Source organism: Flavobacterium bernardetii (assembly GCF_011305415.1).
GTDB classification, from domain to species: domain Bacteria; phylum Bacteroidota; class Bacteroidia; order Flavobacteriales; family Flavobacteriaceae; genus Flavobacterium; species Flavobacterium bernardetii.
In genome coordinates, this window is record NZ_JAANOQ010000006.1 from 33615 (window position 1) to 48677 (window position 15063).

Below are 15063 nucleotides of genomic sequence, written 5' to 3' on the forward strand. Positions count from 1 at the left end.
CGTAATTATTTTTTATTACTTTTCGGTTTTAATGCTTTTTTCATTCCTTCCGTTTGTTTTCTTTCTGAAGCTTTGAATGGATACAAATGCGAAATTCCCATTTTGTATGAATTTGGAATATCAGTAGCTTGAAATTGTTCGTAGGCTTGCGCATTTCTCACAAAATTCGCATCTAATAATAAAGGTCTTCCTAACGCTACTAAATCGGCACGACCGTTTAAAATAATCGTATTAATTTGATCTATATCTTGAATGTATCCAGCAGTTATCGTTGGGATATGAATGGTATTTCTTACTGTATCAGAAAAAGGCGTTTGCCACATTCTTCCTGTTTGTGGTTTTTGATTGGCAACTGTATTTCCGGTCGAAACGTTTATTATATCAGCTCCAGCATTTTTGAAAGCAGTGGCAATTATGATAACATCATCTTCTGAAATTCCGTTATCTGTCCAATCTGTTGCTGAAATTCGAACCGACATGGGTTTTTCTTTTGGAAACGCGTTTCGCATTTCGGTGAAAACTTGTAATGGAAACTTTAATCTGTTTTCGATGCTTCCTCCGAATTCATCTGTTCTGGCATTCGTTAATGGAGATAGGAAAGACGCTAATAAAAATCCGTGATGTGCTTGCAATTCGATCATATCAAAATTGGCATCATTGGCATTTTTTGTAGCTTGAACGAATTGTGAAGTAATCAAATCCATGTCCGCTAAAGTCATTGCTTTTGGCGTATTTGAATTCTCATTAAAAGGAATCGCAGAAGCAGAAAGTAAATCCCAACTTGTACCAGTAAAACTTTCTTCCCATGGTTTTTTTGTCGCGCCTTTTCTTCCAGAATGCCCTAATTGCATTCCGATTTTTGTTTGTGTATGTTGATGAATGAAATCGTTAATTCGTTTCCATTCTTTAATTTGATTTTCGTTATAAATTCCGGCACAGCCTTCTGTAATTCTTCCTGTTTCTGAAATGGCGGTCATTTCTGTTAAAATCAAACTTAAACCTCCAACTGCTCTTGACGTATAATGTTGAAAATGCCAATCGTTTACCAATCCGTTTACTGCGGCATATTGTCCCATTGGCGCCATTACAATTCGGTTTTGCAATTGTAAGTTTCGAAGTTGGAAAGGCGTGAAAGCAGCACTTTTGCCTTCGAGAGCCTCAAGCAACGTGTTTTGCTTTAAATTGTTGGCTGAGGCACTCGAAGCCAACAATTGTTGGTTAAATTCATTTAAAACTTTATCTGTGAAAGATTTATCGCGCAAGCGTAAGTTTTCGAAAGTTACTTTTTTAGCACGCGTCATGCATCCGAATGCGAATTGATAAAATGGATGTTGGTTATGACGGTTCATGTTTTCGAACCAATCTAACGAGACTAAAGCCGCATATTGAATCATTTCAACTGTATTTCTACGCGTTTTATCATATTGTTGGAAAGCAGCTTGCACATCTTTTGGATTTGCGATTACAGCATCAGATAATCCGATAGCTGAATCCATCGCTAATTTCGTTCCAGAACCGATAGAATAATGCGCTGTCGCTTTGGCATCGCCTAATAAAACGATATTTTTATGATACCAATTTTCGTTGGTTACGTGCGGAAATTGGCGCCAATGTGATTTATTTGAAATTAGTGGATGACCGTCTAATTCAGCTGCAAATATTTCTGAAATTTTGGCAATAGTATCTGCTTCGTTGGTGACTTCGAAACCATGTTTTCGCCAAGTTTCATCAGAACATTCAAAAATCCAGGTACTCATTCCTTCTTGGTATTGGTACGAATGGGCTACGATTAAACCATGTTCGGTATTTCTGAAAAAATACGTAAAAGCGTCTAAAGGTTTTGTAGAACCTAACCAAACGAAACGGTTTTTTTTCATTACGATTTTTGTCCCGAACTCCTTTTCATATTTGGTACGAATACTACTTCCAATTCCGTCTGAAGCGATAACGATATCAGCGTTTTCGAAGAGAGAAATATCATCTACGTTTTGTTCGAAATGCAAATTCACGCCTTCTTCTTTACAGCGTTGTTGTAACAATTGCAAAAGTGTTTTTCTGGAACAACCGCAAAATCCATTTCCTGCAATACTAACCTCTTCCCCATCACGAGCAATAATAATATCGTCCCAATAAGCAAACTTGCTTCGAATTAATTCATAGGATTGCATGTCGCGTTTTAAGAATTCACCCAAAGTTTCATCTGAGAAAACCACACCAAATCCAAAACTATCGTCTGGCTTGTTGCGTTCGTACACATCGATTTGGCAATGTGGCATTGCTTTTTTGGTTAATATCGAAAAATATAGTCCGCCAGGACCACCACCAATTACTGCTATTTTCATATTTTTTTGGTACGCGGATAAAACAGATTTACTAAAGTATAAACGTTGGTGACCGCAATTTTATATTGTTTATATATTTTGGAACATAGATTCGAGAAATCATATTAATTCTTAAAATCAATGTTTCTTATTTTTACTTTTTCATAAAATCAAATGCGCCTTTACGTAAATTGATGTTATATTCTAAATAGGCTTTTAGGCATGCTAAAAAATTAGACCAACCGAATGAATTTCCGGATAGCCATTTTAATCCGGCTTCATTATTCTCCATGCTTTTTTCTGAAATTGAAACTAAAGTAGAATTGTTTTCTTTTTCCGAAAGGGTGATTTCTACTAGTAAATCGACGCCTGAGTTTTCCCAATAAAAAGAAATGTATTTATCTTTTTCGATTTTCTGAACTTTAATGGGACATTCAATATCGAATTCAGGAAACTTCCAAATTAGATTTTTTCCTTCTTCCATAATTCCTGTGCTCTGAGAAATGAAATAATTAGACATTTTTTCAGGAAGGATGATTGCTTCAAAAACTTCGTGAATTGGTTTTTGAATTTGCATTGCACAGTTTATTTCTAACTTTTCCATAACTATCCTCTTTTGATTGAAAAAATCTCTCCAAGTTTGGAATAATTTGAACCTGCTAAACGCGCAACTGGTTTGTAAGTCTCTAAGTTGATTCTGTGATTTTCTTGTAGAATAGAATCGTCAATATGCATGGTAATTATTTTTCCGATGATAATACAAGCGCCACCATTTTGATGGTTTTCGATAAAATAATGATGCACCATTTCGCATTCAAAATGTACTAAACTTTCTTTGACACGTTTTGGTTTGATATATATTGAATCAATTGGCGTTACGTTTGCTAATTCGAATTCATCCACATCTGAAGCTACACTTTGGGAAGTAGTGTTCATTTGTTCCACTACATCTTCAGTTACCAAATTGACAACAAACTGTTTGTTTAGGATGATATTATTTAAGGTGTCTTTGTTTTTGTTTCCGGTTCGAACAGTGGAAAACATAACATGTGGCGGATCTTCACTTACTACATTAAAAAATGAAAACGGCGCTAAATTGTTATTTCCAAAACTATCAACAGTTGAAACCCAAGCGATAGGGCGTGGAATGACCGTGCCTGTTAATAATTTATATAAAGCCGAAGATTCTGTATTTTGAATATCGAATTGCATTTTTGAGTTTTTAGTATCCTCAAAAATAAGTTAAAAATAATAATAATTATATTTTTTTTGGTTTAAAATTATCTGAATATGTAAAGAATTTGAGTGATATTTAAATTATTTAATTATCCACATCAGCATGTTTTTGTTGGCTTTCAGAAGCGCATCAATTTCCTTCATACTTTCATTTGAAACAGCTGGGCAGCCCCAACCTTCAGGTGTGCCTTTTGGATACACTTCTTCAGATGTGATTTTCTCCCAAGAATGCAATACAATTGCGCGTTTTACGGCGTTGGAGTTGGTTTTATCTTTTCCGATTAAAAGGTAATTGACTTTAATTCCCCACTGACTTACACCACGAGAACTAATCACATATTTCCCAATGGAAGAGCAATGTGAATCGGGTTCATTTGAAATTGGCGCATTTTCTTTGCTTGAGGTCCAACTCCACATATGATCACCACAACCGTGACTTACCATATAGGATTTAGTTCTGGTTTTATTTTTTAAATCGTAAACAAAGAAGCGCTTTAAACCAGAATGTACATCTAAATCGATCAATATAAATTTGTTTTGATTGAGGTTATTCTTTTTCACATAAGCATTTGCTTCTTTGACATAAGAGGTATAGTCTTTTGGTTTAATTTCTAATTTAGGTGTTTCCTTTTGGCAAGAAAGAAATAAGACTGCTAATAGGAATATTTTAATATAATTCATTGTTAGTTTTTGTGAAATAACGAAGAAAATTGATTTTTAGTATTTGTTTGAAAAATCAAACTGAATTTCGCAATAAAAAACACCCCACCCTTTGGACACCTCCCGTTCAAATACGGGACAAGCTATCTAAAAGAGGAGAATAAAAAAAGTCCCAATTTTAATTGGGACTTTTAAGTTATATCAAAATATTATTTCAATTTCTTTTTGATTTCAATTTCGTGGAAACTTTCAATGATATCGTATTCTTTGATATCGTTGTATCCTTTAATTTGCATACCACAATCGTATCCTTTAGAAACTTCTTTTACATCGTCTTTGAAACGTTTTAAAGCTACTAACTCTCCAGTGAAGATAACAACACCTTCTCTAATTAATCGGATTCTGTTGTTACGGATTACTTTACCATCTGTAATCATACATCCAGCAATTGTACCAACTTTAGAAACTTTGAATAATTCTCTAATTTCTGCAGTACCTGTAATTTCTTCTTTCAATTCTGGAGAAAGCATTCCTTCCATTGCGTCTTTTAAGTCGTCAATTGCCGCGTAAATAATAGAATAGTTACGGATATCGATTTCTTCTTTGTCAGCTAAGGCTTTCGCATTTCCAGCAGGACGAACGTTAAATCCGATAATAATCGCATCAGAAGCAGAAGCTAATAATACGTCAGATTCTGTAATCGCTCCAACTCCTTTATGAATGATATTAATTTGAATTTCTTCTGTTGATAATTTAGAGAACGAATCAGATAAAGCTTCAACCGAACCATCCACGTCTCCTTTAAGGATAATGTTTAATTCTTTAAATTGACCTAATGCAATACGACGACCAATTTCTGAAAGCGTAATATGCTTTTGTGTACGAACCGATTGTTCACGCGCTAATTGTGCACGTTTTGTTGCAATTTGTTTTGCTTCTCTTTCGTCTTCGTAAACATTAAATTTATCTCCAGCTGTTGGCGCTCCGTCTAAACCTAATACTGATACAGGTGTTGATGGACCAGCCACTTTAATACTGTTTCCTCTTTCATCAAACATGGCACGAATTTTACCATGATTTTTACCCGCTAACATATAGTCACCAATTTTCAAAGTTCCGGCTTGTACTAAAATAGTAGATACATAACCACGACCTTTATCTAATTGTGCTTCCACAACAGTTCCTTGTGCTGGTTTATTTGGATTAGCTTTAAGTTCTAAAACTTCCGCTTCTAACAATACTTTTTCTAACAATTCTGGAACTCCTTGTCCGAATTTAGCCGAAATATCATGAGATTGGTATTTTCCACCCCAATCTTCAACAAGTAAATTCATACCTGCTAATTGTTCTTTAATTTTTTCTGGATTCGCATTTGGTTTATCCACTTTGTTAATAGCGAAGATCATTGGAACTCCAGCTGCTTGAGCGTGAGAGATTGCTTCTTTTGTTTGAGGCATGATGTCATCATCCGCTGCCACTACAATAATAGCAATATCGGTAACTTGAGCACCACGAGCACGCATCGCCGTAAAGGCTTCGTGACCTGGTGTATCTAAGAAAGCGATTTTTTGACCACCATCTAAAGTTACTCCGTATGCTCCAATATGTTGTGTAATTCCTCCCGATTCTCCAGCAATAACGTTTGCTTTACGAATATAATCTAGTAAAGATGTTTTACCGTGATCGACGTGACCCATTACTGTAACAATTGGCGCTCTGAATTCTAATTCTTCTTCTGTATCTTCAACAACTACGGCATTTTCTTCAATGTCTGTAGTGATAAATTGCATTTCGTAACCAAATTCGTCAGCAACAATTGTTAATGTTTCTGCATCTAAACGTTGGTTCATGGTAACCATGATTCCTAAAGACATACACGTTCCGATTACTTTCGTAATTGGCACATCCATCATTGTAGCAATTTCACCAACTGTAACGAATTCTGTTACTTTCAGGATTTTGCTTTCTAAATCTTGTTGTGCTAAATCGTCATCTGAACGTTGACGGTGCGTATCTCTTTTATCTCTTCTATATTTTGCCGCTTTAGATTTATTACCTTTTCCTTGTAATCTTTCTAAAGTTTCTTTAATTTGATTTTTTACTTCTTCTTCCGTTGGCTCCACTTTCACAACTGGTGTTGTTTTGTTGAAACCTGGTTTTTTGAAACCACCTCCGCCTTGTCCGCCTTGGTATGGTTTTTTCACGAAACCACCTTGACCACCGCCTTGAGTATTTCCACCTGTTCCTCCAGCACCTGGAGTTCCTGGTTTGATAATTCTTTTACGTTTGTTGGCTGCAGCTCCTGCTCCGCCAGCTCCTGGCGTACCTGGTTTGTTTGCAGCTCCAGGTGTTCCTGGTTTTTTAAACTCTTCTTTCTTTTTCTTAGGTTTATTAAATTGAGATAAATCAATCGTTTGACCAGTAAAAGTTGCTCCTGAAAGCTTAGTATATTGTGTATCTAACTTTACTTCAATTGGAGTTCCGTCAGCATTAAATTCTTGCGGTTGAATAGAAGGTTCTTCAGCTTTAGCTGGAGCTTCTTTAGGTTTTTCAAAAGATTTTTTTACAGTTTCTGCAGGTTTGTCTGAAGTTTTTTCTGCAACAACTGGTTTTTCTTCTTTTGCAACAACATTATTTTCTTGAACAATAGCAGGTTTTTCCTCAGCAACAACAGGTTTTTCTACTTTTGGTTGTTCTTGTTTTTTAGGATTCAAATCAATTTTTCCTAAAGTAACAGGAGCGGTAACAACTGCTCTTGCTTTAATAACTTCTTGTTTTTGTCTTTCTTCTTCTGCAAGACGCTTAACTTCAAGTTCTTTTTCGATTTCACGTTTTAATGCTTCTTTCTCTTTTTTCTTTTCTTCGCCAACTTCTTTCGAAGCTACCTTATTTCCCTTATCGGCCGAAAAAATATCGCACAAGACGTCGAATTCCACTTGAGAAACTTTTGCATTGGGACTGTGCTCAATGCTATGACCCTTTTCTTTTAAGGTGTCAACAGCTCTATCTAGTGAAATGTTGAATTCTTTTAAAACTTTACTTATTCGTATTACTCTTTCTTCAGACATATGTGTATTTTGCTTAATTTTCTGTGTTGTTGCGTTGCTATTATATGATTTTGAATTAGCTATCTAATTCATTTTTTAAAATGTTGATTACATCTAAAATGGTTTCTTCTTCTAAATCTGTTCTTTTTACTAAATCAGCTACATCTTGATCAACAATACTTCTTGCTGTATCTAAACCGATTTTTTCAAATTCTTCGATAATCCATTCTTCGATTTCATCGCTAAATTCTCTTAATTCTACATCATCTTCCTCTTGAACAACACCTTCACGAATTACATCTAATTCATATCCAGTTAATTGACTTGCTAATTTAATGTTTTGTCCGTTTCTACCAATGGCTTTTGAAACTTCTTCAATTTTTAAGAAAACTTCTGCTTTTTTATTTTCTTCATCAATTTTTACTGTAGAAACTTTAGCTGGGCTTAAAGCTCTGGTAATAAATAATTGTGTATTTTGTGTGTAATTAATTACGTCGATATTTTCGTTTCCTAACTCACGAACAATTCCGTGAATACGTGAACCTTTCATACCTACACAAGCTCCTACTGGATCAATTCTGTCATCGTAAGAATCTACGGCAACTTTTGCTTTTTCACCAGGAATACGAACTACTTTTTTAATTGTAATTAAACCATCAAAAACTTCTGGAATTTCTTGTTCGAATAATTTCTCTAAGAAACTTGGAGCAGTTCTAGACATAATAATTTGAGGTTTATTACCTTTAAGCTCAACACTTTCGATAATTCCTCTTACGTTTTCTCCTTTTTTGAAGAAATCGTTTGGTATTTGTTTTTCTTTTGGTAAGATAATTTCATTTCCATCATCATCCATTAAAACAACCATTTTAGGTCTTACGTGATGTACTTCTGCTGTATAAATATCACCAATTAAATCTTTAAATTGCTTGTAAAGATTTGTATTATCGTGTTCATGAATTTTAGAAATTAAGTTCTGACGTAAAGCCAAGATTGCTCTTCTTCCTAAATCTATTAATTTAACTTCTTCAGATACTTCTTCACCAATTTCAAAATCTGGCTCGATTTTTCTTGCTTCTGTTAACGTGATTTCTTCATTTTCAAAATCTAAATCTTCATCAGCTACAACCACACGGTTTCTCCATATTTCCATGTCTCCTTTATCAGGATTAATGATAATATCGAAATTGTCATCTGAACCATATTTCTTTTTTAACGCATTTCTAAACACATCTTCCAAAATTGCCATTAAGGTAACTCTGTCGATTAGTTTGTCGTCTTTAAATTCTGAAAATGAATCTATTAATGCAATATTCTCCATGTTATGCTTTATTTTTTAAAATGATATTATTACTACTGCTTCTTTTATATCTGTATAAGAAATCTTTAAAGTTTTCTCAACTGTAACTTTTCCTTTTCCAATTTCTTTAGGCTCTCTTGCGCTCCAAGTTAATGTTGCACCTTCCTCATCTGCTTCAGTTAACGTTCCTTCAACATCTCCTTGAGAAATTGTTTTCACTTTTAACGTTCTACCGATATTTTTTTTATATTGCCTTACCAATTTTAACGGAGTTGACAAACCTGCTGAAGCGACTTCAATAGAAAATTCTATTTCTTCTCCTTCTAATCCGTTGTCTAAAAACCGATTAACGTTGATACAATCCTGCAAATTCACACCTGAATCTCCATCTAAAACAACGGAAATCTTGTTTGTTTCTGAAAAATCTAAATCAATCAAAAACAATTGCGGGTACTCTTCTAACGCCTTGCCAAGCAAGTCTTTTACTTTTTCTTTAAATGTCATCTTTATAAAAAGAGGCACGCAATGCGTGCCTCATTATTTGGTTCATTACGAAATAACTGCGCAAATATACAACATTTTTTTTGAAATGCACAAATATTTCATTTTTCAAAAAAAGTTGAACAATTCCAAAATAATTTTGTAATTTTATATTTGTTAACAAACCGTAATTAAATTTAAACACAATGAAAACAATTTTAGTACCTACCGACTTTTCTAAACATGCCGAAAATGCTCTTAAAGTAGCCGCACAAATTGCCAAAAAAAATGATGGCGAAATTATATTACTACACATGTTAGAATTATCTACTTCTGGAAATGATGCACTACACACTGCACATGATATTCCAGAATTGATGTTTTTTAAGAATAGCGCATTAGAAAAATTAGAAGAATTAGAGAATGCTAGTTTTTTAGATGATGTGAAAGTTTCAAGTTTAGTTCAATTCAACAAGGCTTTTGAAGGAATTATGGATAACGCCAAGAAACATAATGTAGATTTAGTAGTCATGGGGTCACATGGCGCTAGTGGTTTTCACGAAATGTTTGTAGGTTCTAACGCAGAAAAAGTAGCAAGAAATTCAGAAATTCCTGTTTTAGTAATCAAAAAAGAAGAAGAGGATTTTAAAGTTGATACGATTACTTTTGCATCTGATTTCTCTAAAGAAATTAAAAAACCTTTTGAAAAAGTAGTTAATTTCGCTAATAGCTTTGGCTCACATATCAATTTATTACATGTGATTACACCAAATAATTTTAGCACAACAAGAGCTGCCGAAGAAAAAGTAAAAAACTTTATTGAAGAATTTCATTTTTCAAACTACTCAACTCATATTTACAATGACATTAATGTAGAAAAAGGAATTTTACATTTCGCAAAGGATTCAAACACGGACATTATCGGAGTTTGTACACATGGTAGAAAAGGACTATCTCATTTTTTAAACGGAAGTATTTCTGAAGATTTAGTAAACCACGCTAAAAGACCAGTTGTTGCTTTTAAAATATAATTTCAACAAATAGAAATAAAAATCCCGTTCTGATTTAATCAAAACGGGATTTTTTATGCAATTAACTTAATTTTATTTCGAAAAACCAACACTTGATTAAATAAAAAAATCCCACTTTTTTCAAAGCGGGATTTTTGTTGGCTCACAAGGACTCGAACCTTGAATGACTGCACCAAAAACAGTAGTGTTACCATTACACCATGAGCCAATTATTTCGTAATTGCGAGTGCAAATGTAATACATATTTTTTTCTTTGCAAACATTTCTTTAAAAATTTTTAAGAAAAATTTAATTGCTTATCTGTTCAATAAATAGTTTCTTTGTAATCTAAATTAATTTAGCATAAATATGACTTCATTTAATTACAGCAAATGGAATACCTACTTAGGTTGGTTTGCTTTTATAATCGCATTAGTTACTTATACTTTAACAGTTGAGCCTACAATGAGTTTTTGGGATTGTGGCGAATATATTGCTACTGCCGCAAAACTACAAGTTGGTCACCCACCAGGTGCGCCTTTATACCAAATGATGGGTGCCTTTTTCGCGATGTTTGCTACGGATGACACTCAAATTGCTTTAATGATTAATATGATGTCGGTTTTTTCAAGTGCATTTACTATTTTGTTTATGTATTGGTCGACTTCTAAAATCATTAGAAAAATTGTAAAAGTAACTTCTGAATGGAATGAGCAAACTTCAAAACTTACTTTAGGAGCATCTTTAATTGCTGTTTTATCTTATACTTTTACAGATAGTTTTTGGTTTAATGCAGTAGAAGCTGAAGTATATTCAATGGCTTCATTATTTATTGCTTTACTATTTTGGCTTGGATTGAAATGGGAAGAAGAACTAGAAACAGAAAGAGGAAACAAATGGTTAATTTTAATTTCTTTGGTAATTGGACTTTCATTTGGAGTACACTTTATGGCATTATTAGCATTACCTTCAATTGGAATGCTATACTTTTTCAAAAAACAAAAAAATGTTACTACTAAAAATTTCATTATTGCCAATGTGGTAATTCTAGCCATTTTGATGTTCATTTTTAAATTCTTACTTCCATACACGTTATCCTTCTTCGCAAAAACAGAAATTTTCGCAGTAAATTCAATTGGATTACCTTTTAATTCAGGAACTATAATTGCTTTTATATTAATTGTTGCTGGATTTTATTTCGGATTATCGTACACTAAGAAAAAAGGATTAGTAGATTACAACTCCCTATTATTGTGCGTGTTATTTATATTAATTGGGTTCTCAACCTGGATCATGTTACCAGTTAGAGCGAATTCAAACATTAACATTAACGAAAACAAACCTAGTGACGCTGCCGAAGTTTTAGCGTATTATAACAGAGAGCAATATGGTGAAACAAAATTGTTTTACGGACCACAATATTCAAATGCTTATGCTGGATCTGATGAAGATGACCCGTATTCTGACGATAAACCAAACTACGAAAGAGACGAAAAAACTGGTAAATATGTAATTACGAATAATTACAAAGATGCCAATCATAATCCAAACTCGAAGCACAATGCGTTTTTACCAAGACTTTGGAGTGAAGAACACGCAAAAAACTACATGACTTTTACTAAACCATTAGAATTTAGTATTAATCACGATGCTTTTTACGATGAAGAAACTGGCGAAACGAATGAAGATAAGTTAGGACAATTCACTGAAATTGTTTCCGATTTTAGAAGTCAATTTGCTTCAAACAAATTAGGTTTAGACGAATATGAAGATTTCTTAAAAACATATGGTGATTATTTAACTATTGAAAAACCTTCGTTTTCAGACAACATGCAATTTATGTTTGAATATCAGTTTGGCTATATGTATTTCCGTTATTTAATGTGGAATTTCGTCGGAAGACAAAATGATCAACAAGGAAATTACGAAAGTTTAGAAGGAAACTGGTTGAGTGGAATTGGATTCATTGACAATTTACACTTAGACAATCAAGATGAATTAACTACCGATATGAAAAACAATAAAGGTAGAAACACCTATTTCTTTTTACCATTTATTTTAGCCGTTATCGGAATGGTATATCACGCTAAAAAAGAATGGAAATCGTTTTATGTTTTATTGCTACTGTTTTTATTTACAGGTTTAGTCTTAAAAGTTTACCTTAACGAAAGACCTTTCGAACCAAGAGAAAGAGATTATGCTTTAGTTGGTTCATTCTATATTTTTGCGATGTGGATTGGAGTTGGAGTATATGCTATTTATCAATACATTTTAAAATATGTAAATCCGAAAGTAGCTTTAACAGCAGTTTTAGCAACAACATTATTGGCTTCACCAGTAGTTTTAGCTTCTCAAAACTGGGATGATCACGACAGAAGTGGAAAACACACTGCTGTTGCAATGGCAAGAGCTTATTTGGATTCTTGTGAACCGAATGCCATTTTATTTACTATCGGTGATAACGATACGTTCCCAATGTGGTATTTACAAGAAATTGAAGGCTACAGAACTGATATTAGAATTGTAAACACGAGTTTATTGGCTACTGATTGGTATATTGACGAAATGAAAGTGAAATCAAACAAATCTGACGCGTTACCGATTTCATTTACACACGATCAATACGTTGGAGACAAAAGAAACTATTGCTTATTTGATGAAAGAACAACAGATACTTTAGATTTAGGATTAACGTTAGATTTCTTAAAAGATGATCGTTCGAAAAGAGAAATGAAAAACGGACAATTTGTTCATTTTTACCCAAGTGAGCATTTGAAAATTAAAATCGACAAGCAAAACATTATTAAAAATAAAGTGGTTTCTCCTAAATACAATGATTCGATTGTTGATGAAATTCAATTGAAATTAAAAGGTGGAGCATTATATAAAAACAGAATATTAATGTTAGATATTTTCAACGAAAACAACTGGAAAAGACCTATTTACTTTTCTCCAGGAAGTTTCGGTTCTGATGATTATATTTGGATGAAAGAATACCTGCAATTAGATGGAATGGTTTACAAATTAGTTCCTGTTAAGACTAAACTTCAAGAAGGAAACGCTTATGATATGGGCTATATTGATACAGATAAAATGTATAATATTATAAACAAATGGACATGGGGCAATGCCGGAAGTGATAAAATTTATCATGATCCAGAAACACGTAAAAATGCTTTATCGTACAGAAATAATCTTTCTCGTTTGATGACAGCTTTAATTGAAGAAAAGAAATTCGATAAAGCGGAAAAAGTAATTCAAATTGCGATGAAAAACATGCCAATTGACTATTTTGAATACTACACCACTGTCAATCCATTTGCAGAAGGTTATTATAAAATTGGCAAACCAGAAGAAGGAAGAAAAATCTTGAATCAACTGATGAAAAAACATCAGGAAAAAATTACCTTCTTTAATTCGCAATCCGAAAAACAAAAAGCATTTTATGGAAGAGAAATTAATGATGAAATTAAAAGATATTACATGTTACTTCTTATTGCAGAAGAAAATAATGATTTAGACTTCCATCGTCAACAAATTGTAAAATTCAACAATTACAACAAAATGATGGGTGATTACGGAATTAACATAGAATAAAACAACAATACTAAAGCCACTTTCGAGTGGCTTTTTTTAAACATAATAGCGAAATAAATTTATGCGAACAGCATTCCTCTTATAAGTGGGAATTATACAAATTAAATCCAAAATTCAATAACAAGGCCAAAATGCTTAAATCTTAACTTTGGAAGTAATTTAAAACTTATAATCATGAACATTAAACGACTTTTTGGCGCATTATTAACAATTCTTGGATTTGCTGGTCTGATTTATACCGCATTTGTATTTACTTCTACTTCTGGTAGTGAACGTGATGTAAAATCTTTAATCATATATGGAATATTAGGAATCGTGTTTTTTATTGCAGGTATTGGACTTGTAAAAACAACGAAAGACGAATCTTAGGTTTCATTTAAAAATAAAATAACTTAATACGAAAAGGAACTTAAAACTTTACTACTTTTGGGCAGTAAAATGACGAAAATTCCTAAAATAATAAAACGCATATTTTTCAATCAGGTTTGGAACATTCCAAATGCTGATAATTCTGTTTATTTAACTTTTGACGATGGACCTACTCCTGAAATCACAGAAAAAGTTTTAGATATTTTAGAAAAACATCAAATCAAAGCTACGTTTTTTTGCATTGGTGATAATGTAAGGAAATATCCAGAAATCGTTCAGAAAATCATTTCTAAACACCATTCTGTGGGCAATCACACTTACAGCCATTTGAAAGGTTGGAAAACACCAACAAAAACTTACATCAGCAACACAGAAGCTTGCGAAATCAAATTGAATTCCCTTTTCAAAATTCGAAATTCAAAGTTGTTTCGTCCGCCTTATGGTAAAATTACACCATGGCAATCTTATAAACTACGAAAATTAGGTTACAAAATAATTATGTGGGAAGTGTTGAGTAAGGATTACGATGTGAATCTTTCTCCTGAAACTTGCTATGAAAATGTAATACACAATGTTACTTCAGGAAGCATAATTGTCTTTCACGATAGCGTTAAAGCACAAAAAAACCTTCTCAATAGTTTAGAAAAAACCATCGAAAACTTAAAAAGTAAAGGATTTAATTTTGAAAAAATCGCCTAAGCTTGTTCTTGAATAAGAGAAATTAAAGTATTCGCATCAAATTCACCGCTTTGTCTCCAAACCATTTGTCCATTTTTATAAATCATAAAAGTTGGCAAACCTTTAATACGCAGTGCTTCTGCTAATTCTTTATTTTTATCTACATCAATTTTAATCACTTTTGCTTTATCGCCTAAGGCAGCAGCAACGTGACGAATTGTTTCATTCATAGTAATAGATTGCTCGTGCCATTCCGTAAAAAAATCAATTAATACGGGTACTTGTGCATCTATAAGTTCTCCAAATTTCGACATAGACCGAAGTGTTTATTAAACAAATGTAAATATTTTTTTAATATTTCAAACAAA

At 33.0% G+C, this 15063-nt stretch carries 12 protein-coding genes and 1 tRNA gene; 4 read left to right on the forward strand and 9 right to left on the reverse strand.

Annotation, left to right across the window (positions count from 1 at the left end; genetic code table 11):
* Positions 1 to 5: 5 nt before the first annotated feature.
* The 7 genes from G6N05_RS11270 to rimP all read right to left on the reverse strand — a co-directional run bounded on the left by G6N05_RS11270 (position 6) and on the right by rimP (position 9065).
* Positions 6 to 2342, reverse strand: coding sequence for an oxidoreductase (locus G6N05_RS11270; protein WP_166129004.1), 2337 nt, complete (start codon positions 2340 to 2342; stop codon positions 6 to 8).
* 133 nt (positions 2343 to 2475) lie between these two features.
* Positions 2476 to 2925, reverse strand: coding sequence for an SRPBCC domain-containing protein (locus G6N05_RS11275; protein WP_166129007.1), 450 nt, complete (start codon positions 2923 to 2925; stop codon positions 2476 to 2478).
* Positions 2926 to 2927: 2 nt separating this feature from the next.
* Positions 2928 to 3533, reverse strand: a complete 606-nt coding sequence (locus G6N05_RS11280; RefSeq protein ID WP_166129010.1) for a flavin reductase family protein — start codon at positions 3531 to 3533, stop codon at positions 2928 to 2930.
* 105 nt (positions 3534 to 3638) lie between these two features.
* A complete protein-coding gene (locus G6N05_RS11285; protein WP_166129014.1) occupies positions 3639 to 4238 on the reverse strand; it encodes a murein L,D-transpeptidase catalytic domain-containing protein in 600 nt (199 codons plus the stop codon).
* Positions 4239 to 4426: 188 nt separating this feature from the next.
* On the reverse strand, positions 4427 to 7285 hold the full coding sequence (gene infB / locus G6N05_RS11290) for a translation initiation factor IF-2 (protein ID WP_166129017.1): 2859 nt from the start codon (positions 7283 to 7285) through the stop codon (positions 4427 to 4429).
* 55 nt (positions 7286 to 7340) lie between these two features.
* Positions 7341 to 8582: a transcription termination factor NusA gene (nusA, locus tag G6N05_RS11295; protein ID WP_166129021.1), complete on the reverse strand. Its 1242-nt coding sequence runs from the start codon at positions 8580 to 8582 to the stop codon at positions 7341 to 7343.
* Positions 8583 to 8597: 15 nt separating this feature from the next.
* The gene (gene rimP / locus G6N05_RS11300; protein ID WP_166129025.1) at positions 8598 to 9065 is read right to left on the reverse strand and encodes a ribosome assembly cofactor RimP; all 468 of its coding nucleotides are present in this window, start codon (positions 9063 to 9065) and stop codon (positions 8598 to 8600) included.
* Between the two features lie 182 nt (positions 9066 to 9247).
* Here rimP and G6N05_RS11305 point away from each other — a divergent pair, with 182 nt between their 5' ends.
* Entirely contained in the window at positions 9248 to 10072 is an 825-nt protein-coding gene (locus tag G6N05_RS11305) for a universal stress protein (RefSeq protein WP_166129028.1), read from the forward strand.
* Between the two features lie 137 nt (positions 10073 to 10209).
* Here G6N05_RS11305 and G6N05_RS11310 read toward each other — a convergent pair.
* Positions 10210 to 10280, reverse strand: a tRNA-Gln gene (locus tag G6N05_RS11310).
* Between the two features lie 140 nt (positions 10281 to 10420).
* Here G6N05_RS11310 and G6N05_RS11315 point away from each other — a divergent pair.
* The 3 genes from G6N05_RS11315 to G6N05_RS11325 all read left to right on the forward strand — a co-directional run bounded on the left by G6N05_RS11315 (position 10421) and on the right by G6N05_RS11325 (position 14716).
* Positions 10421 to 13648 (forward strand): DUF2723 domain-containing protein, encoded by a 3228-nt coding sequence (locus G6N05_RS11315; protein ID WP_166129032.1) that lies wholly within the window; start codon positions 10421 to 10423, stop codon positions 13646 to 13648.
* 174 nt (positions 13649 to 13822) lie between these two features.
* Complete coding sequence (locus G6N05_RS11320; RefSeq protein WP_166129036.1) at positions 13823 to 14017, forward strand: hypothetical protein; 195 nt, start codon at positions 13823 to 13825, stop codon at positions 14015 to 14017.
* A 69-nt stretch (positions 14018 to 14086) separates the two neighbouring features.
* Positions 14087 to 14716, forward strand: a complete 630-nt coding sequence (locus G6N05_RS11325; RefSeq protein WP_166129039.1) for a polysaccharide deacetylase family protein — start codon at positions 14087 to 14089, stop codon at positions 14714 to 14716.
* Here the strand turns inward: G6N05_RS11325 and G6N05_RS11330 are convergent.
* Complete coding sequence (locus G6N05_RS11330; RefSeq protein ID WP_166129044.1) at positions 14713 to 15009, reverse strand: thioredoxin family protein; 297 nt, start codon at positions 15007 to 15009, stop codon at positions 14713 to 14715. The two genes, G6N05_RS11325 and G6N05_RS11330, sit on opposite strands and share 4 nt — an antisense overlap.
* Positions 15010 to 15063: the final 54 nt, after the last annotated feature.